The organism is Allofranklinella schreckenbergeri (genome assembly GCF_003703475.1).
GTDB lineage: Bacteria > Pseudomonadota > Gammaproteobacteria > Burkholderiales > Burkholderiaceae_C > Lampropedia > Lampropedia schreckenbergeri.
This window is the reverse complement of the sequence record NZ_RDQM01000002.1, coordinates 53,059-78,942: the sequence shown is the minus strand read 5'-3', so window position 1 is coordinate 78,942 and position 25,884 is coordinate 53,059. Positions and strand designations below refer to the sequence as shown.

Here is a 25,884-nt window from a genome sequence, read left to right as displayed (position 1 = left end):
AAGCGCCCCGCCAGATTAGCTAGTCACACTGCACAAGGCGAGGTGCGCAGGCCACTCCAAGGCCGCTTGTTACACTGCCGCGCCATTGGCCCACCCCCGGATATCCCCATGATTACCATCCAATACTTTGGCGCTTTGAAACAATTGCAGCCCGCAGGCACGGAAACCCTGCCCTGGAGCGGCGGCACCACCGACGATTTGCTGGCCCTGCTGCGCGAGCGCGGCCCCGACTGGCAGCAGGCCCTGCAACCGCAGCGCATCTTCAAGATCGCCATCAACCAGCAATTGATGCACGCGTGCGCGCCCATTGCGGACGGCGACCAAATCGCCATCCTGCCGCCAGTGACCGGGGGGTGATGGCATGCCTGCACAGCAGCCCTTGACAGCCCCCTTGGCCCCCTCCCTGGCACAGCCCTTCAGCGTGCGCATCCAGACCGAGCCGCTCGACCCCGCCGCCCACCGCCCTGCCCTGCCCGGCCACGCCAGCGGCGCCGAAGTGCGCTTTATCGGCAAAGTGCGCAACGACGCACGCAATGCCACCGCGCTCAGCCATCTGGTGCTGGAGCACTTCCCCGGCGTGACCGAAAGCGAAATCGAACGCATCATCGCCCTGGCGCGCCAGCGCTGGGCCTTGCAGGGCGCGCACGTCACCCACCGCGTTGGCCCCATTGCGGCGGGGGAAGACATCGTGATGGTCACCACCCACAGCGCGCACCGCCGCGATGCGTACGAAGCCAACGTCTTCATCATGGATTACCTCAAGACCGAGGCTCCCTTCTGGAAGCAGGAATGCTTTGCCGACGGCAGCGCCCATTGGGTGCAGGCCAAGGCCAGCGACCAGCAGGCGCAGCAGCGCTGGGCGCAGCGCGGCGATGCCGCCCCCGCTGCCCTGCTGGCCCAGCGCCGCATGGGCGCGCTGGTGCTCGCCGGCGGCCAGGGCAGCCGCATGGGCTACGTCAACAAGGGCCTGCAACCGCTTGATGGCCGCCCGCTGGTGCAGCACGTCATCGACGCCCTGCGCCCGCAAGTGCAAGCCCTGGCCATCAGCGCCAACCACGATCTGGACGCCTACCGCGCCCTGGGCTTTGCCGTTGTGACCGATGCGCCCGAATACCAGGGGCTAGGCCCACTGGCAGGCATTGCCAGCGCCACGCCACACCTGCCGCCCGATCTGGATGCCATCCTCGTCGTGCCCTGCGACACGCCGCGCCTGCCGGCCGATTTGACGCACCGGCTGGCCCAGGCCCTGTTCGCCCCCGGCGCCCCCCCTGCCGCCATGGCCGCCACAGCAAGCAGCCTGCACCCCAGCATCCTCCTGTTCCGCCCGGGGCTGTATATCAGCCTGCTACAGCACCTCAAGGCACAGCATGCAAGCAAGGCGGGCTTGAGCCTGCGCGCCTGGCTGTCTGCACACGGCTGCGCCACCGTCCATTTCGACGACGATGCGGCCTTCGTCAACGTCAACGACCGGCAAGCGCTGGCGCAATTGCACCGCGCAGAGGCTTGAATTACCAATCAAAAAGAAACAAAATCACGCCATTTCGGCAACATGGAAATCAAATGGATTTTTCCATGATTTGAAATCAATCGCGCCACGCACGCTCTGCCCTTGCGCCGCCTTTTTGCAACCCTTTCGCGTATCCGCCCATGTCCGACCTCCTCGACTACCACGACGCTCTGGCCACCCTGCTGCAAACCCACACGCCCCTGCCGGGCGAAGACGCCGTGCCGCTGGCGCATTTGCACCAACGCGTGCTGGCGCGCGAAGTGCGGGTGGTGCACGACGTGCCCGCCTTCGACAACAGCGCCATGGATGGCTACGCCATTTGCGGCAACGACTGCCCAAGCTGGCAAGTGGTGCAACGCATTGCCGCAGGTGATGCGGGCGCGCAGTTGCGGCTCGAACCCGGCCAGGCCGCGCGCATCTTCACCGGCGCACCCGTGCCGCAAGGCGCTACCGCCGTGCTGATGCAAGAGCATGTCGAGCGCGAGGAAGCCGCGGGCGCGCCGCCTTGCATCCGCCTGCGCCCCGGCGCCGATGGCACACGCCCCGCAGTGGCCGAAGGGCAAAACATCCGCCGCCAGGCCGAGGAGCTGCGCGCCGGCGAGCCGCTGCTGGCCGCCCACCAGCGCCTCACCCCCGCCGCCATCGGCCTGCTCGCCGCCCAGGGCTATGCCCAGGCCCCGTGCGTGCCGCAATTGCGCGTGACGGTGTTCTCCAGCGGCAACGAACTGGCCGAGCCAGGCCAGCCCCTGCGCGAAGGCCAGATTTACGACAGCAACCGCCTCATGCTGCTGAACTGGCTGCGCACGCTGGGCTTTGCCGTCACCGACGGCGGCATCCTGCCCGACCGCCTCGCCCCCACGCAGCAGGCGCTGGCGCAAGCGGCGCGCACGGCCGATGCCATCCTGTGCTCGGGCGGCGTCTCCGTGGGGGAGGAAGATCACCTCAAAACCGCCCTCACCGCCGTGGGCGAGCTGATCCACTGGCGGCTGTTCATCAAACCCGGCAAACCCTTCACCTGGGGCCACATCCCGCAAGAAGGCGGCCGCCTGTGCCGCGTGTTCATGCTGCCGGGCAACCCCGTCTCCAGCCTCGTGACCTTCCAGCAACTGGCCCTGCCCGCACTGCAACGCCTGGCGGGCCTGCCCCAAGCCCAGGCCCGCCCCTGGCAATTGCAGGCCAAAGCCGCCTTCACCCGCCACAAAGCCGAGCCGCGCCGCGAATTCCTGCGCGTGAACCTGCAAAGCCAGGCCGATGGCTACCACGCCCAGCCGCTGGGCCGACAAGGCTCGGCCATGCTCAGCGGCGCAGCCTTTGCCCAGGCGCTGGCCGAAATCCCGCCCGGCATGCGCATTGAGCCGGGGCAAATGCTCACGGTTTATCCGCTGACAGAGCGTTTCTGACCCTAAAATTACAAATCAAAAGGAATAAAAACAACCTTTTTAGGCATGATATAAATATAATAAATTTTACTTTTGGATTGTAAAACAACAGGGCAGCCACCATGATTGCCGCCTCCCAGCCCGATGCCGCCACGCTGCTGGCCCGGTTGAGCACCATCGTCGGCCCGCAACACGCCCTGACCGGCGAGCAGGACACACGCCGCTTTCGCAAAGGCCACCGCACCGGCGGGCGAGGGCCGGGTGCTGGCCGTGGTGCAGCCGGGCACCGTGCCCCCTGCTGAAGAGCAATGGCGCGTGCCGCAAACCCGCCCTGGCCTCCCACTACCGCGCGCTTGACCTCACCAACAGCTTCAACCCCGGCATTGGCCACACCAGCCGCCAACGCCACTGGGGCTGCGCCCCGCAATGGCCGCAGGGTTATCGGGAAAACGCCTCACCCCAGGATATTCAATCCATCGAGTCATGAACCCAAGCCATCCAAATCCGGATGGTTTTCATAAATGATTGAAAGCGAACCGACTTCAATCTCTCCAATCAAGACCCCAGCCGCACGCTTGATTTTTTCCTGACCGGCCGCATCGCACCCGGAGTTTTCCAGCTCCCCCACAATCGCCCCAAGCAATTCGATTGCAGCCAGGCATCTGGCCTGCATGTTTTTTGCGAATTGGCGTTTCATGACTTCATTCCTCGAAATGGCAAATTTCACTCCCGCACCGCCCACTGCGGATGCAACAGGGAGCTGGCCGCACTCCAGATCACCAGGGAAACCCCTTCTTCTGCCTCAAAACCGGAAACAGCTACAGAAATTTGCAAAAACCCGTCATTCGAGAAAAAGCTCAAGGGATGCCCTTTTTCATTGCGCAAAAAAGCGATGGGCGTGCACCGCTGAGCCTGCACCCAGACCAGATCGGCAAAGCCGAATTTTTCCTCTGCGAAAACAAGGCCCTGCCGATCGGCAAGCTGCACCCAAACCTCGCCTTTCGGAGTTTGCGTGCAATCATGGCTCTTGAATACAAACAGCAATTGCTGCTCGCCCCGGTACAGCCCATCATGGTGCAATGACACGCTGTGAGACCCTTGCTCAAACTCCATTAACCGCACCGATTGGGAATAGCGAACAAGCGCGCAGCCATGCAAGACAGCCGCCATGACCAAAGCCATCAGCCATTTGCCAAACAGGGCCCGAGCCAATCCATGATTTGAAGCCCTGGTGCAATCACGCAAGCCACTAGCGCCTATCACCCCCAGCTCCCCTTGAGCGCCAGCAGCAAATCGTCGGCCACCATGCCTGCGCCCAGGCGCTGCGCCGCCTCGCCGTGCTGCCACACGGCTGCGCAGGCGGCTTCAAACGCGGGCACGCCCTGGGCCAGCCAGCCCGCGGCCAGCCCTGCCAGCACATCGCCCGTGCCGCCGGTGGCCAGCCAGGCCGGGGCGTTGGCGTTGATGGCGCAGCGCCCGTCGGGCGCGGCCACCACCGTGTCGGCCCCCTTGAGCACCACCACTGCGCCTGCGCGACGGGCGGCCGCAGCGGCACGGGCGCGTTTGTCGCCTGCCAGGGCGGCAGACAAGTCGCCAAACAGGCGGGCGAATTCGCCCTCATGCGGCGTCAAGATCGCCTGAGCGCTGCTGGCGGCCAGGGCCTCGAACACATCGGCCACTGCGCCGCCTGGCTCTGCCGGGGCAAATACGCTGAGCGCATCGGCATCCAGCACCACATGCTTGCCGCGGTGCAGCGCCGCCAGCACCGCCGCGCGGGTGCGCCAGTTCACCCCCGCGCCGGGGCCAATCAGGCACACGTTGCGCCGCCCATTGGCCAGCAGTTGCTGCCAGCCCTCAGCCCAGGCGGCTGAGGCTGCATCAAGGGTCGCACCTTGCGTATTGGTATTGGCATGGGCGGCCGCCTCGCCGTCGCCTTCCGGCAGCGCCTGCACCATGCAGCCTTGCAGGCTTTGCGCATAAACGGGCCAGACGGCTTGCGGCACGGCCAGCGTCACCAGCCCCGCGCCCGCGCGCTGGGCCGCCTGCGCCGCCAGCCGCGCCGCGCCTGTGAGCATGGCGCCGCCCCACACCAGCACATGGCCGCGCTGGTATTTGTGGCTCTGTGGCCCCGGCTGCGGCAGGGCGTGACGCCACAACGCGGGGGTGTTGAGCCAGGTAGCCAATGGTGGCTCCAGGCTCTTGAGCACGCTTTCGGGGATGCCAATGTCGGCCAGCACCAGCTCGCCGCATAACTTGCGCCCCGGCAGCAGCCAATGCCCAGGCTTGGTGCGGAAGAAAGTCACCGTCAGCGCGGCTTGCACTACGGGGGCGGTTTCATCGGCCGGGGGAGCGCCCGTCGCGCCATCCAGGCCGCTGGGCACGTCCACCGCGCACACGGGCAGGCCGCTGGCGTTGAGCGCCTGCACCAGCGCTGCGGCCTGCCCGTCCAGCGGGCGGCACAGGCCCGCGCCGAACAGGGCGTCGATGGCAATGTCGCATGCAGCGGGGTCGAATGCCGCGGCATCCTCCGTCGCGCCTTGCCATTGGCTGGCAGCCCAGGCAGCGTCGCCGCGCAGCTTGGCCAGCTCGCCCAGCAGGAACAGCCGCACCGGCCAGCCGCGCTGGCGCAGCCATTGCGCAGCGACAAAGCCATCGCCGCCGTTGTTGCCTGGCCCGCATAACACGGCTACGCGGCAAGGCTGCCAGCGCCTGGCAACAGCCAGCGCCACGGCCTCGCCCGCGCGGGCCATCAAAGCCACACCGGGCACGCCCGAGGCGATGGCGGCGGCATCGGCCTGCTCCATTTGGGCCGGGGTCAGCAGCGCCTGCACACTTTGACCCAGGGTGCAAATGCAATGGCTATCCAGCATGGCAATGTCCTTTCGATACTAGTTAAAGCCTGGGCGCTTTTTGTTACGATGGCCCGGCTTTGGTTTACACCTTTGTGCAATCGATTATTGAATGGCTCTCATGCTGCTTTACAAAATCCTGGCTTTTTTACTCAACACCGCTGTCGGCATTTTGGTGGGCGCACTGCTGCTGCGCATTTACATGCAAGGCATGCGCCTGAGCTTTTCCAACCCTCTGGGGCAACTGGTGCTGGGCTTTACCGATTGGCTGCTGCTGCCGCTGCGCAAGCGCCACAGCGCTTTGCGCCCCAAGGGCCGCTGGGACTGGGTGGCGCTGTTCATTGCGCTGTTGCTCTGTATTGTCAAAGTGGCGCTGCTGCGGGCCATGCTCCAGCCCTGGTCGCTGAGCGCGTCCGTCGTGCAGGGCTTTTTTGAGCTGGCCACCAGCGCTGCCGGGTTGGCGGTAGCCGGGGTGCTGGCTTATGTCGTCCTGTCCTGGATCGCGCCCCAGCATTGGCTGTATAGCCTGCTGGCGCGCCTATGCGCCCCGTTGCTACAGCCCCTGCAGCGCAGGCTGCCAACCTTGGGCGGCATCGACTTTGCGCCCATGCTGGCCGTCATGGCGCTGTATATCGTGCTGATGGTGCTGGAGCACATCGAGGCCGAAATCCTCGTGCGATACCTGCCCTTGCCCTGATCTGCCCCACAATTTCGCTTCCGCCCTGGCCGCGCAGCCGGGGCTTTTGCTTTTCTCTGTTCCCAGAAAGAACCCCACATGCAATTTCTGCACACCATGCTGCGCGTCGGCAATCTGCAACGCTCCATCGACTTCTACACCCAAGTCATGGGCATGCAGTTGCTGCGCACCTCCGAGAACCCCGAATACCGCTACACGCTGGCTTTTCTCGGCTTTGACGGCGGCAACCCCGCCCAGGCCGAGCTGGAGCTGACGTACAACTGGGGCACCGAGAGCTACGAAATGGGCACGGCCTATGGCCACATTGCCCTGGGCGTGCCCGATGCCTACGCCGCCTGCGAGCGCATCCGCCAGGCGGGCGGCAAGATCACGCGCGAGCCTGGGCCTGTCAAAGGCGGCACCACCGTGATCGCCTTCGTCGAGGATCCCGATGGCTACAAAGTGGAATTGATCGAGCGCAAAAATGCCCAAGCCGCTGGCGGAGGCCTGCGATGAATCCCCCAAACACCGACAGCGCCACACCCGGCATCGACTTGCCCTCCATGCGGGAAAACTACGCATTGGGCGAACTCTGCGAGCAACAAGCCAGCGCCGATCCCCACGCCTTGTTTGGCGCCTGGCTGGCCGAAGCGGTGCAGCACGGCGTGCCAGAGGCCAACGCCATGACGCTGGCCACCGTCGGCAGCGATATGCGCCCCAGCCTGCGCGTCGTGCTGCTCAAGGGGCACGACGAAAAAGGGCTGGTGTGGTTCACCAATTACCAAAGCCGCAAAGGTGTGGAATTGGCAGGCAATCCCTGCGCCGCCTTGCAGTTTTTCTGGCTGCCCCTGCAACGCACCGTGCGCATTGAAGGCCGCGTGACGCCCACTACCGAAGCCGAGAGCGAGGCGTACTTCCATTCCCGCCCGCTGGCCTCTCGCCTGGGGGCCGTCGTCAGCCCGCAAAGCCGCCCCATCGAGGGCCGCGCCGTGCTGGAACAAGCCTATGCCCGCCTGCAAGCCAGCCTGCCCCCCGGCGCTGGCCCCGAGCGCCCGCCGCATTGGGGCGGTTACCGCCTCCTGCCCGAGCGTTGGGAATTCTGGCAAGGCCGCGCCAGCCGCCTGCACGACCGCCTGCTCTACACCCGCGCCGATGCCCAAAGCCCGTGGTTGCGTGAGCGGCTGGCGCCGTGATGCGGTGGCTGCGCTATAGTCGCCGCCTTTTTGCCACTTACCCCGCCCGTAACCATCATGCCCCTCAGTATCGACGAATGCGTTCGAATCAACCTGCAGCAATACTTTGCTGACCTGGACGGGCAAGACCCCACCAACGTCTATGCCATGGTGATTCACTTGGTGGAGCGCCCCGTGCTGGAAGAAGTCATGCAACGCGCCCAGCACAACCAATCCCGCGCCGCCCAGTGGCTGGGGCTGAACCGCAACACCTTGCGCAAAAAGCTGCAAGCGCACGGCCTGCTGGATACCGATGCGCAAACGCCTTCCTGAGTTCTTGCCATGCCCATGACCTGCCCCGCCCCATCCTGCGCTCCTGACGCCCCTTTGCCATCGGCCAGCATCATCGTCATGCGGGAAGCGCCCCATGCCAACGCGCACGGCGATGCCTACGGCGCCAGCGGCATTGAAGTCTTGCTGATGGAACGCGCCAGCCAGGCGCGCAATTTCGGCGGCGCATTGGTCTTTCCAGGCGGCAAGGTCGAACCCGGGGACGATGCCATCGCCCTGCAAAGCGGCTTTACCGAGCAATGGCCCCAACTGATGCCGCGCCTGCCGCAAGACCCACAGACGCCCGACCAGCAGGCGCTGGCCAGCCTGTACGGTGCGGCCTTGCGCGAAACCCTGGAAGAAGTCGGCCTGCTCTGGCTGGCAACGTGCGGCTCTGCCGACACCCCGCCCGCTCCAGCAGCGGCCTTCCCCGCCCCTGCCAATGCGCTGGCCGCAGCGCGGGGCGCGCTGGCGCAAGGGCAAACCTGGGATGCCGCCCTGAACGCACTGCGTGCAGCAGCGCCAGCGGCTACGCCCTACGCCCCCAGCGTGCAAGCCTTGCGACCGTTTTCACGCTGGATCACGCCCAAAATCACCAATATGAGCGCCAAGCGCTTTGATACGTGGTTTTTCCTCGCCTCCCTGCCGCCAGGCCAACAGGCCAGCGCCGATGGCAGCGAGGCCCAGCACCTGCTATGGGCCTCGCCACGCCAATTGCTGACGCGTTACGCGCAGGGCGAAATCCTGCTGGCACCGCCACAAATCATGACCCTGGCGCACCTGTGCCGCTTTGCCGACAGCGCCAGCCTATCGGCCTACGCCAGCCAGCAGCCCATCCTTCCGATTGAGCCGGTCAGCATCGACCAGGAAGGCCAGCGCATCGTGTGCTTTCCCGGCGATCCGCTGCACGAACAAACACAGCCCCGCACCCCCGGCCCCACGCGACTGGTGCTGCGCAACAAGCGCTTTGAGCCTGAGCAAGGTTTTGAAGCGTTGTTTGCTTAAAGTTGGGTCCCAGGCTTTGCAACGGCAGCAGACCGCCCCAATCCGCTTGCCTGCCGCGCAGGGATTTCTAACCGGTTCTTACCCATACCTTCCGCACTCCACACTTGCCGTTGATATGGATGGCATTTCCCGTGGATTCGATAGCGCCATATACCTCGCTTTTTTCCAAGACTCTCTCATAAAGAACATCACCAGCGAGACTGGCCAGCAAAACATAGTATTTCGCAGTTGCCGCCCTTGATCGGATCAAAACAAGCAGGTATTTTCCGCTTCCGGAGAAACCAATATGCCACCCTCTGCCTTGAAAAACCCCGGGAAGGGGCCTTGCGATGCGTTCATATCCATCCACTGCAATTTTCAAATGCCCATCAGCCGTTAAAGAAAATGCCTGATTGGCAAAAACGGCTTTTTCATCCGTATTGAAAACAGCATCAAACCCTTGCAGTTTGCGATCGGCGCCAACCCATGCAATTTCTCCGCATGGCGCATTGATGGTCACTTCCTCAATATATCGCTGATCCCAAAAGCCTGTAAATGCTTCTGCTTCCCTGACGAGCGCCGCACTGTCTTGACTGGCGCCAGCAACCCCATACCCCAAATCGCAAGCGGCCACTATCCAGGCGAAAAAAGAAATACACAGAATATTCCACAAATTCTTTGCAGGAAAATCCATCAATCCCTCCAAAATCAAAAACCCGCAAAACCAAATAGATATTGAAGTTTTTTGATTTTATACAAACCACCGCAATACCAACGGCCCGAGCGCCCCCAACACGCTGGCGGCTATGCCCCAGAGAAGAAAGCGGTTGGCCTGGCGGGGCGCGTAGGTCAGCAACAACCCCAAAGCCAGCGCAGCGAAAGTCATTAAACCCAGCCCAATCAACACGGCCAGCGCGGGCGGCCAGTAACTCAGGCAAAGCAGCCCCGCCAGCGCCAACCCTGCTGCGCCCTGCCCCATGCGGCGGCCCGGGCTGCCTAGCCAAGGGCTGAGGGCGAAATCATCGCGGTGGCGCTCCATGGCGCTGGCCAGCAACACACAGCCTGTAAAGCTCAAAGCCCACACCAGTGGCATGCCATGCCAAGCGTTGTTCATGCGATTTGCTCCTTCTCTCGGGGGTCAGCGCCTGTTCTCATCCTTGGGAAACACGGGCGGCTTGGCCTGCGGCAGGGTGGCTGGCAGCCGTGCCCGCTGCTGCGCCCTGGCGCTGCCTGGCTTTCACCGGCTGCGCCTGAGCGCGACGCAGCCACCAGAAAACGGCGCCGCAAGCCGCAGCCATCAGCAGCGCCACGGCATCCATGTTCGCCACGCTCCACTGCTGGCGCGCCAAGGCGGCAGGCCAGGCTGCACCGCCCGTCAACGGGTTGAGCAGAGGCAGCAAAGCCCATAGCCCGGCGGCGAACGCCATTTGCTCCTGCCACGCGCGGCGGTGGCTGCGCAGCCAGGGATGCAGGGCGCACAGCAGCCAGATCAGGAAAAAGCCGCGTATTTCCCACAAAGCACGATCGGCCAGGGCGGCGGGCAGCAAGCGGTTGCACCAGAAGTAGCTGGCCACTGCCACGCACAGCCCGGCGATGGCGGCGACGTTGAGCCGCTCGACCAGCCGATGCCCGCGCGGGGTGTAGCCCTGCTTGGCGCGCTGCGGCAGGCGTTTGACGACCCAGAGCACCATGCCGCTGGCCACCATCAGGCTGCCCAACAGGCCGGAGAGAAACAGCAGCCAGCGCACGGCCGGTTCAGCAAAACGGCCCAGGTGCGTCGTTACCAGGACGTTGTAGGTGGCGCGCACCCAGGAAGGCTGGGCGGCAGGGGGCGCTGGCAACGCCGCGCCGCTGGCATCAAAGCGCAGGCGGCGGGCATCGCCGCGTTCGCTGAGATGGTCGCCGCCGCCTTCGCGCAGCTCGACCGTGGCTTTGGGCGAATAAGGGGCCTGAATGGTGATGCGGCCCACGCCATGCCTGGGCCATTGCGCCTGGGCGTGCTGAATCAGCTCTTGCAACCTGGCCTCGCCTACGGCGGGATGGCTTGGGCGGTGCGCTGGCTCGCTGGCGTCGTCTGCTGCCGCGCGGCCTGGGCGGCTTGCGGGCGAGGCATTCGCTGCGCGGCCGCCAGACGGGCGGGCATTGCCGGCTGCGGCGGTGAGGCCGCTCGACTCCATGAAATACGCCATGCGATCGCCACGGTACACCGCATCGACCGGCCACGGCATGAGCGTGTTGACCAGCAACAGCAGCCCGCTGAGGGTGATGACGAAATGAAACGGCAAAGCCAGCACGGCACTGGCGTTGTGCGCATCCAGCCAGGAGCGCTGGCCTTTGCCGGGACGGAAGGTGAAAAAGTCGCTAAAGATTTTCTTGTGCGTGATGACGCCGCTGATGATGGCCACGAACATCATCATGGTGGCGATGCCGATGAGCCAGCGCGTCCAGACGCGCGGCAGGCCGTACAACTCGAAGTGGAAACGATAGAAAAAACTGCCCCCGCGCGTCTGGCGCGGCGTCAGCGGCTCGCCCGTGGCGGCGTCCAGATAGCGGGTCGCCTGCCCTGCCCGCCCGGGCGGCGCGTTGCCAGCCCCGCCAGCGGCCGCGCCGGGGCTGGCAACGCGCCAGCTCACGGCCAGCGCCGTCTGGCGGGCGCTGGGCAAGGCAATCGTCCAGCTATCGGCCTGCGGGGCCAGGCGCTGCAAGGCTTGCAAGGCATTCGCCGCAGCTTGCGCGGGCGGCGTGGCGGGCGATGAAGCGTGCAGCTCGGGCCGCATCCAATCGTCGATCTCGCTGCGCATAAAGCTGAACGTGCCCGTCAGAAAGACAGCAAACAGCAGCCACCCCAGCAGCAAGCTGCTCCAGGTGTGCAGCCAGGCCATGGCCTGGCGCAGACCCTCGGGCTTTCCATCCGGCCTCATGCGGCGCCTCCCCAAGTTTGCACCCACCATAACAGCCCGGCGCACACCAGCACGCCCGCGCCCAAGCCACGCCAAACGCGCCAACCGCTGGCGCTGGCGAAAGCCCACAGCACCACACCGGCATGCAAGAGGAACGCCAGCATGGTTGCCAGGGTGACGGCATCAGCGCGATGCATGCCCAGCTTGGGCAGCAGCAGCGCCAGCAATGAAGCGGCCAAGCTCGCCAAAGCGTAGCCCAGGCCCACGCCTGCCAGCGCGCGCGCGGCCACGGCCAGTCGGTAACGCCCGGGCAAAGCGGGCGCTGCGGGTGAAGGTGCAGAGGTTGAAGGCTTGCCTGCCATAGTGGGTGTTTTGCTTGCCGCCCCCTTGGCGCAATGGCCAGCGCCGTGACCTGCGCCAAGGCCAGCCCGCCCCGCATGCCACACAGGGCGCTGGGCTTGGCAAAGGCAATGGGCGCTCGCCACAGGGGCGCCAGGGGATCAGCCGGGACGAAAAAAAGCGTGTCAACGCCACAGGCTGACACGGCCACCCGAGATGATATAAGAATTGTTCTTATTCGCTATAAATTTTCAGGGGTTTTTCAGACCGACCCCATCTGCAAATCCGCTCTTTATAACAAATCAAAAGAAAATAGATTTCAATATCATCATGCCAAAACAAGGCAATTTTTTATCCTTTTGATTTGTAAAATAACCTGTCAATCCTGCGCCACCCAATCGATCAAGGAATCAAAAGCCGCCCCCCGCACCGCCGCAGCATTGGGGTGGTTCACAAACGCCACCAGCACATAGCGCCGCCCGCTGTGGCCGTGCACGTAGCCCGCAATGGCGTTAACGTCGCGCAGCGAGCCCGTCTTGATATGCGCCGAGCCGGAAGCCCGACTGCGCCGCATCGTGCCATCCACCCCCACGGCGGGCATGGAGGAGAGCAGCTCCGGCATCACGGCCGAATGCCAGGCGTTTTGCAGCATGCGCCCCAGTGCATGCGCCGTCACCCGCGCCGTGCGGCTCAGACCCGAGCCGTTGTCCATCACCAAGCTGGCGCGCGGATTGCCAATGCGCCGCTCCCACCACTGCAACACGTTGGCCTGCGCATCGCTGGGGCGCATGTTGCGGCCCTGCCCGCCCACGCCCGCCAGCGCCAGAAACACGTGGTCGGCCATCACGTTGTTGCTGTATTTGTTCACATCGCGCACGATTTCGGGCAGCGACAGCGAGGCCTCCACAATCATCGGCCGCAGCGCCGCAGGCGTCACGCCCGCATGCACGCGCCCCGTCAGGCTGCCGCCCAGCGCGCGCCACATGCCCTCCACCGCCTTGTTGGCAAACGCCTCCGGGTCGGGGTAAGCCACCGGCCAGTTCAACTCGCCGCAAGCGGCCGGATAGCTGCCCGCAAAACGCCAGCGCTCCGGCTCGCTCACATCCAGGCGCAGCCCCTGGCGCCAACTGGCCGGGCAGGTTTTCGCGTTGGTGGAAAGGGGCACCGTCGCAGGCACCTCCAATTGCGCCATCGGCGGCGAGATTTGCACATGGGCCACGCCCTTTCCCATATCGGGCACAAACCGCATGACCACCGATTTGAAGTTGATCAGCAACCCATCGGGCGCAGCGTTGTAGGGCCGCAGCGGCTCATCATCGAACGCTGCCGCATCGTGCGCAGGCAGCTCGAACACGCTGCGATCGAGCACGATGTCGCCCACGATCACCTGCACGCCGCGCTGCTGCAACTGGCGCAGCAGCAGCCACAGCCGTTCCATCACCAACTTCGGATCACCCCCGCCCTGGATATAGACGTTGCCGCGCAAGCTGCCGTTGTCGATCGCGCCATCGGTGTAAATGCGCGTGCGCCAGGTGTAAGCCGGGCCGAGCTGATCGAGCGCCGCATACGTCGTCACCAGCTTCATCGTCGAGGCTGGACTCATCAAATGATCGGCGCGGTGCGCCACGCGCGGCTGGCCATTGCCATCGGCCGGGGCCACCCAAACCGACACCGCCTCCTGCGGAATCTTGGCTTTGGCTAGCGCCGAAGCAAAGCCCCTGGGCAATGCCGCCTGCCCCGCAGCCGCCATTGAAGCCGTCGCCGTTGCAGCCGCCGCTGTTGGAGCCGTCACTGCCGGGGCCAGCGCCGCCTGCGCGCGGCCCTGCGCCAGCGCCACCCCGGGCCAGGCACAGGCCAGCAGCGCCAGCGCCGCCGCCACGGCCGGGGCCGCGCCCCGGCCCGCAAAAGGAATCGCGCTACACTGCCCGGCCCATTTTTTTACAAACAACATACACACGGCTTTGGCTCACTCAGGTTCAACATACAAGCCTTCTGCGGGCACGCCTTGGCGCTGCGCATCGCTTGCCATATCTTGCAGCAGAATCATAGCCTTGTCGTGCATTCTTCATCCCGGCGCGAGCAGCCAAAAGCGTTGAGCAGGCGCTGCATGCGCCCAACCGGCCGCCCGGCCCCCTGCCCACTTTCCCGCCATGCGCCTTCTCGCCTTCGACACCAGTACCGATCAGCTCTCCATCGCCGTGCAAAACGGCTCTGTGCAGTTGCATGTCGAACAGGCGGGCGGGCCACAAGCCTCGCGCCAGCTCTTGCCCCAAGCGCTGGCCTTGCTGGAGCGGGCGGGCCTTTGCCTGCGCGCGCTCGATGCCATTGTTTACGGCTGCGGCCCCGGCGCTTTCACGGGCCTGCGCACCGCTTGCGCCGCCGCGCAGGGCCTGGCTTGGGGCGCGCAATTGCAGGCATTGCCGGTCGATTCGCTGCTGGCCATCGCCGAGCACGCCCGCCTGGAGATGGGCGCGCAGCGCGTCATGGCCGTGCTGGATGCCCGCATGCACGAGGTGTACGCCGCGCCGCTGCGCTGGCAGCCCGCGCCCGCATCAGCCGCTGCTGCGCCCGCCTCCCTGGCGCCCGGCCATTGGGTGCGCGAAGCCCCCATCCGCGCGCTGCCGCCAGCTGAGCTGCATGTGCCCGACGGCTACGTCCTGGCCGGCAACGCGCTGGAGGTGTACGCCGATGCCCTGTGCGGCAAGGCCGGCCAATCCTTCTTCGCGCGCCCCAGCGCCCTCGCCATGCTGTCGCTGGCCCCCGGCCTGATCGCCCGCGGCCTGCTGCAAGCGCCCGCTGCGGTGGCGCCACTGTACGTGCGCGACAAAGTGGCCCAAACCACGGAAGAGCGCGAGCGCGCGCAAACCCAGGCACAGGCAAAAGCCCAGACCAGGCCATAAAAAAACCGTGCGGTGTCCGACCGCACGGTTCGAGGCGCCCACTTGTGCAAAATTTCTTACAAGAAAAACGGATTCAATACCATCATGCCTAAACAAGGCAATTATTTTTCCTATTGATTGATAAAAAAATCCAATGGCACCAGCCATGCGCTGCCCGCCCAGCGCTTTTGGGGGACAGGCGTTTATTCCTCGCTGGACGCCGTGCGCTTTTCCGCCACCGGCCTGCGCCAGCCGTGGCGGCGCAACAAGTTGTACACCGTGGACAGGGCAATCGTGCGGCCCAGTTTTTTCTCCAGATCGGCCTTGACCTGGCCCACATCCACAGCCGTGCCCTGGCGGGCGCGGTCGAGGTAGGGCTGCAAAATCTGGCGCTCTTCCGCCTCGCTCATGTGCTGGCGGCGGCGACCGCCGCGCGTGGGTTGATCGCCCACCATCTCACCGGCCAGAAAGCGATTGCGCAAACGGCTGGCCCAGCCGACCGAGCAACCGATGACCTTGGCCGTCTCCTGCATGTTCAACCCGCAAATCAGCGGCAAGGCCACCGCCTGCGCCTGGCGCAACTGCTCCACCGTTTTGGCCTGTGCAATCACTTCCAGGGCGCGCTCCAATTCACCCGATCCTTTTGCTGTCCTTGGCATTTCCAACTCCAATGTGCATGAATGAAGCCGACATTATTGCTTTTTTGAAGTAAAAAGCAAACAAATCGTCCTCCAAAAACAAAAGGCGCCTGGAAAAGCGCCTTTTGTGTTGTTTCACTGCGTAATGCTGGGGCGATGGCGGGGGGCTGTGCTGTGCCCAGCCCCATCAACCACCCCATCAGCGGCCCCGCTCGCAAGCGCGATCAACAGCTCGATCAGAAACGGTAGTTGACGCTGACACGGTACTCGCGGCCTGGCTCTGGCAAAGCGCTGTTGCCCGAGCGCTGGCTGTGGCTGCGGTAGAGCTTGTTGCCCACGTTGTTGATGGCAAAGTTGACGTGCAAGCTGTCGTTGCCCAGCGGCATCCAGGTTGCATACAGGTCGTGCACGCCGTAGCCGCTGCGGTTCACAGGCGTGCCGCTGCCACGGGTGGCGTTGATGTAGCTGCCCTTTTGCGCGTAACGACCGCGCCAGCCCAGCTCCAGATGCGCGGGCTTGAACTGGTAGGCCAGGCCGGTGGTCCACTGGCGGCCCATGGGCACGGCGGTGGCCACGGAGTCGTAGGTTGCGCCATTGAGCTTGGGCTTGCTGTGCGCCACGCCCAGGCGGGCGGTCAAGCCTTGCCAGCGGTAGCTGCTGCTCAGCTCATAGCCACGGTTGCGCAGCTCGCCGTTGTTGCGCACCAGGCGATAGGCGCAATTGCGGCCCTGGCAGTTCATCCCCTGGAAGTTTTGCAAGTCCTTGATTTTTTGCTGGAAGTAGCTGCCGGAAACAGCAAAGCCGCCGCTCGTCCAGTCAAAGCCAATCTCGGTGTTTTGCGAGCGCTCGGCCTTGAGGTTTTCCGCGTAGCGGATGGGCGTCCTGGCCAGCAGAGCTTCGTAAAAGCGCGGGCTGCGGCTGGCGCGGTTGTGGCTGAGGTTGAAGGAGAGGTTGCTGGAGACATCCCAAATCAGCCCCACGCTGGGGTTGATGTTGCCGTCGGAGCGCTTTTGGCCTTCGTTGGAGGTGAGGCTGAAGCGGTCGTAACGCAGGCCGGTGGTCAGCGTCACGGGCGCCAGGTTCCAAATGCCTTCAACGTAGAAGCCAGTGTCGGATTTTTCCTGGCTACCGAGCTTGGCAGCTTGGGCGGTTGTCGAGTCGGCCTCCTGCTTGCGCAAGTTGATGCCGTATTTGACGCGGTGCTCGCCCACGCGGCTGCTCATGCGCAGGTTGCCCATATTGGTGTTGATATTCACCACGGAAGCCGTTGGCAGCGCCCCTGCACCTTCGCTTTCCTGCTTGGTGCGCATACGGCTGGCGTTGGCTTCCAGCGTGTCGATAAAGCCCAGGTTTTTGTGCGTGAAGACCGCCGTGGTGGTGTCCACCGTGCGATGGCGGTGCGAGGGGCTGTCGTTGGCGGTATCGAAGAAGAATTCTTCGCGCAGGTTGCGCACGCCAAACTCCTCCTCGCGGCGATGGCTGAGGGTGGCGCGGGCGTCTTGCGAGAAGCTCACGCCCGCCTTGGCCAGGAAGCTGCGGCCATCCAGCGCGCTGTTGCCGATCTTGCGGCCGCTGCCGTCTTTGTAGTCCTGATCGTCCACCCGGTTGAACACCACCAGGCCATCGACCAGGCCGCTTTTGCCATAAACGGACAGGCCGCCATTGCGCCCTTTGTTGCTGCTCAGGCCCGCGTTGGCGCGAAAGCCCACGTTTTGGCCCTCGCGCAGGAGATCGAGCGCATCCACGGTGGTGGCTTCGATCTTGCCGCTGGTGGCACCGATGCCGGAGCTGGCCGAGCCTGTGCCCTTCTCGATGCCGATGATCTTGACCAAGGCGGGATCGAGCATGAAACGGCCCTGGTGGTGGAAGATTTGCGCATCGCTGGAGGCATCGTCCACCACGTAGTCGATCTGGTCTTGGCCCATGCCGCGGATGGTCACCCACTGCGATGCGCCCCGACCGCCGCCAAACTGCACGGCAGTCTGATCGGCCAGCACTTCCTTCAGATCGGTATCGGTCGTGCGCTCCAAGGCGCGCCAATCTTCCACGGGTGCGGTGGGCGCGGCCTGGCCCTGAACGTTGACGGTAGGCAGCACCGCATCATTGGCCTGCGCATGGGCAAAGCCCGCTGCCAGCAAAGCGATTTGCAGGGCGCTCAAACGAAAGACGTTGCGTTTCAGCGAAGACATGAAAACTCCTATGCAATCAAAAAGGATGGGAAGACGCGACGAGAGCGTGCACAAACTCCAAGGCCTACCTCAGCCGCCACCATTGCAGGCATGAAAAAACCGCCCAGTGGCGGAGGCGGTTTCGGCAATGGCCCATCCCGCATGGGGATGGCGCGAATGACGAGGGCTGTGCGCTCTGAATAATTAAAACAATTCGTATTATTGTGACGAAGCGGTTTCTCAAGCGCCTTGGCGACTGTTTTTGGCTCCCCGAGCATGTTTAATTCCGCCAAATGTTGCCAGAGTGCAACATGAAAATAGCTTACCAAGAAACTGTCACGCAGCTTCACGGGTTTGCCAAATTACCAATCATTGCAAAATTGATTTAAATACCATCATGCCTAAACAAGGTCATTTTCTTTCTTTTTGATTTACAAAATTAAATCTCTGGCAAGCGTGTAACCAGCACCTGGTCGATGCGGTAGCTGTCCACGTCCATCACTTCAAACTTGTAGCCCGCCCAATTCACCGAGTCGGTGCGCCGGGGGATGCGCCGCAGCATGACCATGAGAAAGCCCGCCAGCGTGTCGTAATCCTCAAAGTGCGGAAACTCATCGATCTGCAATGCATGCACCACATCCTCGATGGGGGTAATGCCGTCAATCAGCCAGGAGTTTTCATCGCGCTGCACGATGAGCTCCTCATGGTCGGGGCCGATCAAATCGCCCATCACGGTGCTCATCACGTCGTTGAGCGTAACCACGCCTACCACCAGGCTGTATTCGTTCACGACGACGGCGAAATCCTCGCCAGCCTGGCGAAACTGCTCCAACGTTTCCGTCAAGGTGAGGCGGTCGGGGATGACCAGCACCTTGTGCACGAGCTTGTCGTCCTGCAAGTTGATGGGCTGGTTGTTGAGCGCGCGCTGGAACAAGTCTTTCGCATCCACATAGCCAATGACGTGGTCGATATCGCGATCGCACACGGGGTAGGTGGAATAAGGCTCCTCGGCAATGCGGGCGCGGATGAGCGCGTCCGTGTCGTTTTGCAGGAAAAACGCCACCCGGTCGCGCGTGGTCATGGCGCTGGTGACCAGGCGGTTATCCAGATCGAACAGGTTGGCAATCACACGCTGCTCGCTCTGCGCCAGCTCCCCCGCTTGCGTGCCGGCCTCAGCCATCGCCAGGATGTCGTCAGAGGTGACGCGCTCATCGCGCTGCGTCGGCAGGCGCAGCAGCTTGAACAGCAGCGTGCTGGTGCTGCTGTAAAACCACACCAGAGGGCGCAACACCGTCATGAAAAACTGCATGGGGCGGCACACGCGCATGGCGACTTTCTCCGGCTCCGCCATGCTCAGCCGCTTGGGCGCGATGTCGGCAAACAGAATAAACAGCGAGGTGATCAGCAGAAACGAGATCACGAACCCCACCGTCGCCGCCGTGGCCGGGGGCAGCCACCGATCCAGCGCCATGGTGATGTAAGGGCTGAACGCGCCCTCCCCCACGATGCCGCCCAGCACGGCGATGGCGTTTTGCCCGATCTGCACCACCGTGAAATAGTCGCCCGGCTGCTCTTGCATCAGCAGCACGCGCTGCGCCTGCACGTTGCCGTCTGCAATGAGCTGGCGCAGGCGGATACGGCGCGATGCGGCCAGGGCGATTTCCGCCATGGAAAAAAATCCGCCCGCAACAATCAGGGCGGCAATTAAAAGCAGGCTGTGCTGAACCGTCATGGCACTGTGGGGCCGCCACACGCGCTTGCGGCGCGCTGGCATGCATCATCAAGTCGGTTTCGGTGGAATAGGCCCACGATGATAAGGGGCTAAATAAGGGGCGAACCAAGGGGCTGACAGCGCAGGCTCGCGGTGCAGGCTGACAAAGCTGCGGAAACAAGCGCCCGACCGGCAGTTTTGCCGCCGGTCATACACCCCTCAACACCCCAAAATTTACAATCCAAAAGAAAAAAATCAATGCCTTTTCGGCATATCCACGTGGAATCGATTTTTCCCTAGGTTTGCAAATACACCATCACCCCCCATGCCGACGGCCACCAATGGCCAGCCCGCTGTGCTGCAAGGGGGAAATGCCCCCAGGCCCGCGGTTTTTATTGCGGTTGCCGCCTTTGTTGCGGCGGCCGCGCTCGGCCATGCTGTCCACACTGGTGCGCATAGGGTCTGGCTGGCGGCCGCTGTCGCCCCGGTATGCAGGTGCCAGCGAAATGCCCGTTTGGGTGCCCAGGTGAGCATCGGCGCGCAGCATGGGATCGCGCGAGCGTTGCTCCCGCTGGCTGCCCCGCCCTGTTTTATTGGGCTTGGCCGGGCGCGCACCCTGCGGCTTGGCATATCCGGTCGATGGGCCGGGGCCGCGCGATACGGCAGCTTTTTGGCCGCCTTCCGCCCCTGGCGCGCTATCGCTGCGTTGCGCGCGGCTGCGCCCCCCGGCGCGGAAGCGGTTGCGGCGCTTCAAGGGCTTGCCATCCGCATCCAGCGGGCGCGGGCTGGAGTTGGATGCGCCTTCGCCCTGCGGGGCCGAAGCCGATGCCATGTCACTTTCCGTAGCGCCTCCCATTGCTGCAGCCCCTTTGGCACGCGCTGGCTTGTCCTGCTCTTGCGCTTTGTACTCCGGCCCTTTCTTGCGGCTACCCTGGGCCACACGCTTGCTTTGGATGCGTTCCATCATCTCTTTGCGCGCGGCTTTGGCCGCCGCTTGCATGACTTCCCGGCTCGGCGGCTTGCCCGCCCCGCCCCACAGCGTCTGGCGGCCCATGGCAATCGGCTCGGCCACTTCGTCTTCCGGCGGCGCGAACTCAGGCATCAGTTCCACGGGGATTTCCTGCTTGGTAAAGCGCTCAATCTCCATCATGAAGCCTTCTTCATCCAGGCACACCAGGCTGATGGCATGCCCTTCGTTGCCCGCGCGGCCGGTGCGCCCGATGCGGTGCACGTAATCTTCAGGCACATTGGGGATTTCGTAATTCACCACATGCGGCAGCTCATCGATATCGATGCCGCGCGCGGCAATGTCTGTTGCCACCAGAACGCGCAAATCCCCCGCTTTAAAACTGGAAAGCGCCTGGGTGCGGGCCGATTGGCTTTTATTGCCATGCAGGGCCATGGCGCTGACACCGTTTTTATTCAGGAATTCAGCCACATGGTTGGCGCCAAATTTGGTGCGCGTGAATACCAGCACCTGATTCCAGTTGCGCGAGGTGATGATGTGCAGCAAGGCCGCTTTTTTCTGCTGCCTACCTACCGGGCAAATGACTTGGCTAATGCGCTGCACCGTCGTATTGGGCGGCGTGACCTGGATGTGCTGCGGATTTTTCAGAAAGCTGTTGGCCAGCTTGCGGATTTCATCGCTGAAAGTCGCCGAAAACAGCAGCGATTGCTTGTCATCGGGCAGCACCGCCAAGACTTTGCGCACATCATGGATAAAGCCCATATCCAGCATGCGATCGGCCTCATCGAGCACGAGGTAGCGCACGGCGCTGAGATCCACATACCCTTGGCTGTGCAAATCCAGCAGGCGCCCCGGCGTTGCCACGAGGATATCGACGCCTTTGGCAATGGCATTGATTTGCGGCGTCATGCCCACGCCGCCGAAGACCACGACGGAGCTCAGCGCCAAATGCTTGCCGTAAGCGATGATGTTGTCGTTGATTTGCGCCGCCAGCTCACGCGTGGGAGTGAGGATGAGCGCCCTCGGCGCCCGCCCCTCTTGCCTGCCTTGGTCAGCCTGGCTGAGCGATTGCAACAAAGGCAGCGTAAACGCAGCGGTTTTTCCCGTGCCGGTCTGCGCGCCAGCGAGCAAATCGTGACCGGCCAAAATCAACGGGATGGATTGGGCTTGGATGGGGGTGGGCTGAACGTAGCCCAGCGCTGTCACGGCAGAAACGATGTCGGCCGACAGATTCAAGGATTCAAAAGTCACTGTATTTTGATGGGCGTCCTGGCAAACAAAACGCCGTCCACTTGGTTTCGCCCACGCCCGCTGTTTTCGGTATGAAGCAAGGCGCTCAGTCTGGGCATCGTGCGTTGTTGATTAGAATTGTGCGGTGGCGCTTGGCCCTCAACGCTGCGAATCAAAGGTTTTGGGTGACTGAAACCCAAAACGTGCGCATTTTGGCACAAGATGCCGCGCATACTGCCATTTACTCTCCAATGGGCTGCCCCCACGAGGCCAGAGAATGCAGGCACTGTCGCAAAGATGCCGCACCGCGCCCTTTCCGAAAGCAATCCGCTCCCCCTTATTCAATACCCCTCTGAAAGACCAGATGGCTCAATACGTCTATTCGATGAACCGTGTCAGTAAAACGGTTCCCCCAAAACGCCAAATCCTCAAGGACATTTCCCTGAGCTTTTTCCCCGGCGCCAAAATTGGCGTGCTGGGCCTGAATGGTTCGGGCAAGTCCAGCCTCTTGAAAATCATGGCTGGTCTGGATAAAGAAATTGAAGGCGAAGCCTTGCCAATGCCAGGCCTGAAAATCGGCTATTTGCCGCAAGAGCCGCAATTGGCGCCCGAGCAAACCGTGCGCGAATGCGTGGAAGAAGCCATGGGCGAGGTGATTTCCGCCCGCGCTGAGCTGGAGAAGGTGTACGCCGCCTACGCCGAACCCGACGCCGACTTCGACGCCCTTGCCGCAGAGCAAGCCCGGCTGGAAGCCATCATCGCTACCGCAGGCACGGATTCCGAGCACCAGTTGGAAATCGCCGCCGACGCCCTGCGCCTGCCCCCCTGGGATGCGGTGGTTGGCCACCTCTCCGGCGGGGAAAAGCGGCGCGTGGCGCTGTGCCGCCTGCTGCTGTCCAAGCCCGACATGCTGCTGCTGGACGAGCCCACCAACCACCTGGACGCCGAAAGCGTGGATTGGCTGGAGCAGTTCCTCCAGCGCTTCCCCGGCACTGTCGTCGCCATCACCCACGACCGCTACTTCCTCGATAACGCCGCCGAGTGGATTTTGGAGCTCGACCGCGGCCATGGCATCCCCTACAAAGGCAACTACAGCGAGTGGCTGACCCAGAAACAAGCCCGCCTGGAAGCCGAGCAAAAAGGCGAGGAAGCCCGCGCCAAAGCCCTGAAAAAAGAGCTGGAATGGGTGCGTCAGAACGCCAAGGGCCGCCAAGCCAAGAGCAAAGCCCGTATCGCCCGCTTCGAGGAGCTGTCCGACTACGAATACCAAAAACGCAACGAAACCCAGGAAATCTTCATCCCTGTGGCAGAGCGGCTGGGCAGCAAAGTCATTGAATTCAAGAACGTCAGCAAGTCTTTTGGCGACCGTCTGCTGATCGATAACCTGAGCATGAACATCCCCGCCGGGGCCATTGTGGGCATCATCGGCCCCAACGGCGCCGGTAAATCCACGCTGTTCAAGCTCATCGCCGGGCGCGAAACGCCCGATAGCGGCACGGTTGATATCGGCCCTACCGTGCAAATCGCTTACGTCGATCAATCCCGTGATGATCTCTCCAACGACAAAACCGTTTGGGAAGATATTTCCGGCGGTCTGGATATTGTCACCGTTGGTAAATTCCAAATGCCCAGCCGCGCTTATGCAGGCCGATTCAACTTCAACGGCGGCGACCAGCAGAAAAAAGTGGGCAATCTCTCTGGCGGGGAACGAGGCAGGCTACACTTGGCGAAAACACTGCTGACAGGCGGTAACGTTTTGTTGCTTGACGAGCCTTCAAACGACCTGGACGTTGAAACCCTGCGCGCCTTGGAAGATGCCCTGCTGGAGTATGCGGGCACGGTGCTGGTCATCAGCCATGACCGCTGGTTCCTGGACCGCATTGCCACCCACATCCTGGCTGCCGAAGGCGATAGCCAGTGGGTCTTCTTCGACGGGAACTACCAGGAGTATGAGGCCGACAAACGCAAACGCCTGGGTGAAGAAGCTGCACAACCGAAACGCATGCGCTTCAAGGCACTGAAATAAACAAGGGGCTTCAGGCCCCTTTTTACGGGGAGGTGAAAGATGGAACAGCTTGAGGCCAACTGGACTACTTTCAAAAAAGGGGTCATCGCCGCCTTGAGAGAGAGCGGCTCCAGCGTGCGGCGCATTCTCAAGGAAGCGCATGCACGCATTGCCCAAAACCAGGATCCAACCCTGGGGCAAATTGGCCCCGTATTGATGCAGCAAAGCCTGCACTTTTTGCAGAAAAACCAAGATGAGTGGGAGCGTGCCTACCCCGCTTATCTGCTCAACGCTTTCTCCGAAGTCGTTGACTTCGACCCCTTTCAGGACGATGACGACATCACCTCCAGCCTGGGCGGTTTAGGCGCTGGCAACGATTTGTCCATCCAGGCCAAAAGCGATTTATTGCACCTGCGCAATGCACTGGAGGCGGCTGTGAGCCACAGCCTCAATCAACTGGATGGGTTGGTCAGCGCCGCACGCGGCTACAGCTACATCCACCCCAACCGCAACCCCATGCGCCCCGAGAATTACCTGCTGGCGGCGCAAAAAATGATTTATGCCAGCCAGGGCGAGGATGCCGTCAAATCGCTGGCGCTCAAGAGCTTTGTTGCGGTGCTGCCCACCTATCTGGCGCGCACGTACATGCTGGTCGCCAACCAAATGTCCGAAGCCGGGGTAGAGGCGGTGCAAAAACGCAATACCAGTTTTGGCGCTTTGACGACAGGGTTTGGCAACATGTCTTACCTGAATACAGGCATCAGCACCAACTCCGAGGATTTGCTCACCAAACAAGAGCTGTTGCGCACTTTGGGCGATCAGGCCCATCTCTACGTGCTCAACAAGCCTGCACAAGCGCCCCAGCCCGAGCAAACGGATGCGCTCCACCTGCCTGAAGCGGATTTTGCGCTGACCCAGGTGGGCCGTCCGGCCAGCAAATCTGCCGCGCCTACCCCAAAACCAGAGGCCGAAGCTTTGGACCTGCAAACCTTGGTGATCCATCTGGTCAAAGACACGGCCCATCTGCCCACCCTGAAAAAAATCGTCGCCCAATGGATGCCCGCGTTGCGCGCCCTGGTGCAAAACGACCCTGCCTTTTTGCGCAGCACCGCGCACCCCGCGCGCGCCTTCTTGGCCGAAGTGCGCGCCAAGGCCAAGCAGTTTCCCACTGAACAAGCCCCAGGCTGCCAGGACTTTTTACAACGTGTGCAAAGCATCTCGCACACCGCCCGCCTGGCTCAGGCGCGCTCCACCGAGGCCTTTCAGTGGGCCAGCGAACAACTTTTGAATACGCCGCGTCCGGCCGCCCCTGCCACCGCCTCTGCGCCAGCGGTTGGGCCAGAGATCAACACCGACGCACTGTTGAAAAAAATCGTTGCGCAAATCAAGGCCACACCGCGATATGCCGCAGCGCATCCGCGTGTGCGCGCATTCTTGAGTGGCCCCTGGGCCAAGGTCGTTGCCAAATCTTTGCTGCGCCACGCCAGAGACTCCGGCGAATCCTTCACCGATGAAGATGCGCTGATCGCACGCGATCCCAAAGGCTATCTGCGCCTGGTCAGCCTGTTGCTGCTGAGCGTGCAGGCCGACAGCTTCCGCCACCCCGCTCCGGAGCTGCTGCGCTCGGTCAAAGACATGCACGAACAACTGCGTGTGGGCCTGCTCAGCGTGGGCCTCTCGGCAGAGCAGGTCGAGCCAGCGGTGAGCAAGCTCAAAGACCTGCACCGCCAAGCGATCCAGGAGGCGACGGCCGAAGTGCCGCAAGACGGCGGCGTACAACTTCTCTACGCCTCGCCCGAAGGCCAGGCCATCGACATCGGCCAGCCCAAAGGCGCAAGGCCTGCTGCCGCGCCATCCGCCCGCATGGCCGTGCCCATGCTGACAGAGGCGCCAGAGGAATCACCCAGCAGCCCCAAGAGCAAAGATGCCAGCGGACCTGATCTTCCCCCCATGCAAGTTGGCGCCTGGTTCTTTCTCGGTGAAAACGGCTTGCGCACCCAACTGACCTGGGCCAGCCCCGATGAAGGCATCTTCATGTTCACATCGCCGGATGGCTTCAGCCAGACCATGACCCGCCGGCGGCTGCTCCAATTGCAGGAAAACGGCCAGCTTCGCCCCGAATAGCCATCGCCGTACAAATTACACATCAA

General features: G+C 63.0%; 25 protein-coding genes and 1 pseudogene. 13 read left to right on the top strand and 13 right to left on the bottom strand.

Features of this window, described 5'->3' with window-relative positions; translation table 11 throughout:
- Positions 1 to 108: 108 nt before the first annotated feature.
- The 5 genes and pseudogenes from EBQ26_RS01895 to EBQ26_RS01875 form a co-directional block, all read left to right on the top strand.
- Positions 109 to 357: a MoaD/ThiS family protein gene (locus EBQ26_RS01895; protein ID WP_122237345.1), complete on the top strand. Its 249-nt coding sequence runs from the start codon at positions 109 to 111 to the stop codon at positions 355 to 357.
- 22 nt (positions 358 to 379) lie between these two features.
- Entirely contained in the window at positions 380 to 1,507 is a 1,128-nt protein-coding gene (gene mobA, locus EBQ26_RS01890) for a molybdenum cofactor guanylyltransferase MobA (protein ID WP_238944084.1), read from the top strand.
- Positions 1,508 to 1,647: 140 nt separating this feature from the next.
- On the top strand, positions 1,648 to 2,907 hold the full coding sequence (locus tag EBQ26_RS01885; protein ID WP_122237343.1) for a molybdopterin molybdotransferase MoeA: 1,260 nt from the start codon (positions 1,648 to 1,650) through the stop codon (positions 2,905 to 2,907).
- A gap of 101 nt (positions 2,908 to 3,008) precedes the next feature.
- Positions 3,009 to 3,188: a hypothetical protein gene (locus EBQ26_RS01880; RefSeq protein ID WP_122237342.1), complete on the top strand. Its 180-nt coding sequence runs from the start codon at positions 3,009 to 3,011 to the stop codon at positions 3,186 to 3,188.
- A gap of 20 nt (positions 3,189 to 3,208) precedes the next feature.
- Positions 3,209 to 3,373 (top strand): annotated as a pseudogene (locus EBQ26_RS01875) (hypothetical protein); the annotation flags it as partial.
- Here EBQ26_RS01875 and EBQ26_RS01870 read toward each other — a convergent pair.
- The 3 genes from EBQ26_RS01870 to EBQ26_RS01860 all read right to left on the bottom strand — a co-directional run bounded on the left by EBQ26_RS01870 (position 3,368) and on the right by EBQ26_RS01860 (position 5,756).
- A complete protein-coding gene (locus EBQ26_RS01870) occupies positions 3,368 to 3,583 on the bottom strand; it encodes a hypothetical protein (protein ID WP_122237341.1) in 216 nt (71 codons plus the stop codon). The pseudogene EBQ26_RS01875 and the gene EBQ26_RS01870 overlap by 6 nt on opposite strands.
- A 26-nt stretch (positions 3,584 to 3,609) precedes the next feature.
- Positions 3,610 to 4,068, bottom strand: a complete 459-nt coding sequence (locus EBQ26_RS12555; RefSeq protein WP_147473983.1) for a hypothetical protein — start codon at positions 4,066 to 4,068, stop codon at positions 3,610 to 3,612.
- 77 nt (positions 4,069 to 4,145) lie between these two features.
- Complete coding sequence (locus EBQ26_RS01860; protein ID WP_238944083.1) at positions 4,146 to 5,756, bottom strand: NAD(P)H-hydrate dehydratase; 1,611 nt, start codon at positions 5,754 to 5,756, stop codon at positions 4,146 to 4,148.
- 100 nt (positions 5,757 to 5,856) lie between these two features.
- Here EBQ26_RS01860 and EBQ26_RS01855 point away from each other — a divergent pair, with 100 nt between their 5' ends.
- From EBQ26_RS01855 to EBQ26_RS01835, 5 genes are all read left to right on the top strand, one after another.
- The gene (locus EBQ26_RS01855; protein WP_238944082.1) at positions 5,857 to 6,432 is read left to right on the top strand and encodes a YggT family protein; all 576 of its coding nucleotides are present in this window, start codon (positions 5,857 to 5,859) and stop codon (positions 6,430 to 6,432) included.
- Positions 6,433 to 6,510: 78 nt separating this feature from the next.
- Positions 6,511 to 6,927: a lactoylglutathione lyase gene (gloA, locus tag EBQ26_RS01850; RefSeq protein ID WP_122237338.1), complete on the top strand. Its 417-nt coding sequence runs from the start codon at positions 6,511 to 6,513 to the stop codon at positions 6,925 to 6,927.
- Complete coding sequence (gene pdxH, locus EBQ26_RS01845) at positions 6,924 to 7,604, top strand: pyridoxamine 5'-phosphate oxidase (protein WP_238944081.1); 681 nt, start codon at positions 6,924 to 6,926, stop codon at positions 7,602 to 7,604. Before gloA ends, pdxH begins: the two co-directional genes overlap by 4 nt.
- 57 nt (positions 7,605 to 7,661) lie before the next feature.
- Positions 7,662 to 7,916 (top strand): helix-turn-helix domain-containing protein, encoded by a 255-nt coding sequence (locus EBQ26_RS01840; protein ID WP_390614157.1) that lies wholly within the window; start codon positions 7,662 to 7,664, stop codon positions 7,914 to 7,916.
- A 9-nt stretch (positions 7,917 to 7,925) separates the two neighbouring features.
- Complete coding sequence (locus tag EBQ26_RS01835) at positions 7,926 to 8,918, top strand: NUDIX hydrolase (RefSeq protein WP_122237337.1); 993 nt, start codon at positions 7,926 to 7,928, stop codon at positions 8,916 to 8,918.
- 67 nt (positions 8,919 to 8,985) lie between these two features.
- Here EBQ26_RS01835 and EBQ26_RS12550 read toward each other — a convergent pair whose 3' ends face one another.
- From EBQ26_RS12550 to dacB, 5 genes are all read right to left on the bottom strand, one after another.
- Complete coding sequence (locus EBQ26_RS12550) at positions 8,986 to 9,591, bottom strand: hypothetical protein (protein ID WP_147473982.1); 606 nt, start codon at positions 9,589 to 9,591, stop codon at positions 8,986 to 8,988.
- A gap of 57 nt (positions 9,592 to 9,648) precedes the next feature.
- Positions 9,649 to 10,011 carry a DUF3325 family protein gene (locus EBQ26_RS01830; RefSeq protein ID WP_122237336.1) on the bottom strand — a complete coding sequence of 121 codons (363 nt, stop codon included), beginning with the start codon at positions 10,009 to 10,011 and terminating at the stop codon, positions 9,649 to 9,651.
- 37 nt (positions 10,012 to 10,048) lie between these two features.
- Positions 10,049 to 11,818: a PepSY-associated TM helix domain-containing protein gene (locus EBQ26_RS01825; protein WP_122237335.1), complete on the bottom strand. Its 1,770-nt coding sequence runs from the start codon at positions 11,816 to 11,818 to the stop codon at positions 10,049 to 10,051.
- Positions 11,815 to 12,159: an iron transporter gene (locus tag EBQ26_RS01820; RefSeq protein WP_122237334.1), complete on the bottom strand. Its 345-nt coding sequence runs from the start codon at positions 12,157 to 12,159 to the stop codon at positions 11,815 to 11,817. The genes EBQ26_RS01825 and EBQ26_RS01820 overlap by 4 nt, the downstream gene beginning before the upstream one ends.
- Positions 12,160 to 12,515: 356 nt before the next feature.
- Complete coding sequence (dacB, locus tag EBQ26_RS01815; protein WP_122237333.1) at positions 12,516 to 14,087, bottom strand: D-alanyl-D-alanine carboxypeptidase/D-alanyl-D-alanine endopeptidase; 1,572 nt, start codon at positions 14,085 to 14,087, stop codon at positions 12,516 to 12,518.
- A 199-nt stretch (positions 14,088 to 14,286) separates the two neighbouring features.
- Here dacB and tsaB point away from each other — a divergent pair, with 199 nt between their 5' ends.
- Entirely contained in the window at positions 14,287 to 15,036 is a 750-nt protein-coding gene (gene tsaB, locus EBQ26_RS01810) for a tRNA (adenosine(37)-N6)-threonylcarbamoyltransferase complex dimerization subunit type 1 TsaB (RefSeq protein WP_122237332.1), read from the top strand.
- 182 nt (positions 15,037 to 15,218) lie between these two features.
- Here the strand turns inward: tsaB and EBQ26_RS01805 are convergent, their stop codons facing one another.
- From EBQ26_RS01805 to EBQ26_RS01790, 5 genes are all read right to left on the bottom strand, one after another.
- Positions 15,219 to 15,644: a COG3415 family protein gene (locus EBQ26_RS01805; RefSeq protein WP_122237331.1), complete on the bottom strand. Its 426-nt coding sequence runs from the start codon at positions 15,642 to 15,644 to the stop codon at positions 15,219 to 15,221.
- 245 nt (positions 15,645 to 15,889) lie between these two features.
- Positions 15,890 to 17,842: a TonB-dependent receptor domain-containing protein gene (locus EBQ26_RS01800; RefSeq protein ID WP_238944080.1), complete on the bottom strand. Its 1,953-nt coding sequence runs from the start codon at positions 17,840 to 17,842 to the stop codon at positions 15,890 to 15,892.
- An 8-nt stretch (positions 17,843 to 17,850) separates the two neighbouring features.
- Positions 17,851 to 18,171 carry a hypothetical protein gene (locus EBQ26_RS12545; protein ID WP_147473981.1) on the bottom strand — a complete coding sequence of 107 codons (321 nt, stop codon included), beginning with the start codon at positions 18,169 to 18,171 and terminating at the stop codon, positions 17,851 to 17,853.
- An 89-nt stretch (positions 18,172 to 18,260) separates the two neighbouring features.
- Entirely contained in the window at positions 18,261 to 19,553 is a 1,293-nt protein-coding gene (locus EBQ26_RS01795) for a hemolysin family protein (protein ID WP_122237476.1), read from the bottom strand.
- Between the two features lie 295 nt (positions 19,554 to 19,848).
- Positions 19,849 to 21,750, bottom strand: a complete 1,902-nt coding sequence (locus EBQ26_RS01790) for a DEAD/DEAH box helicase (RefSeq protein WP_122237330.1) — start codon at positions 21,748 to 21,750, stop codon at positions 19,849 to 19,851.
- 343 nt (positions 21,751 to 22,093) lie between these two features.
- Here EBQ26_RS01790 and ettA point away from each other — a divergent pair, with 343 nt between their 5' ends.
- Complete coding sequence (gene ettA / locus EBQ26_RS01785) at positions 22,094 to 23,755, top strand: energy-dependent translational throttle protein EttA (RefSeq protein ID WP_122237329.1); 1,662 nt, start codon at positions 22,094 to 22,096, stop codon at positions 23,753 to 23,755.
- 39 nt (positions 23,756 to 23,794) lie between these two features.
- A complete protein-coding gene (locus tag EBQ26_RS01780) occupies positions 23,795 to 25,858 on the top strand; it encodes a DUF1631 family protein (protein ID WP_122237328.1) in 2,064 nt (687 codons plus the stop codon).
- Positions 25,859 to 25,884: the final 26 nt, after the last annotated feature.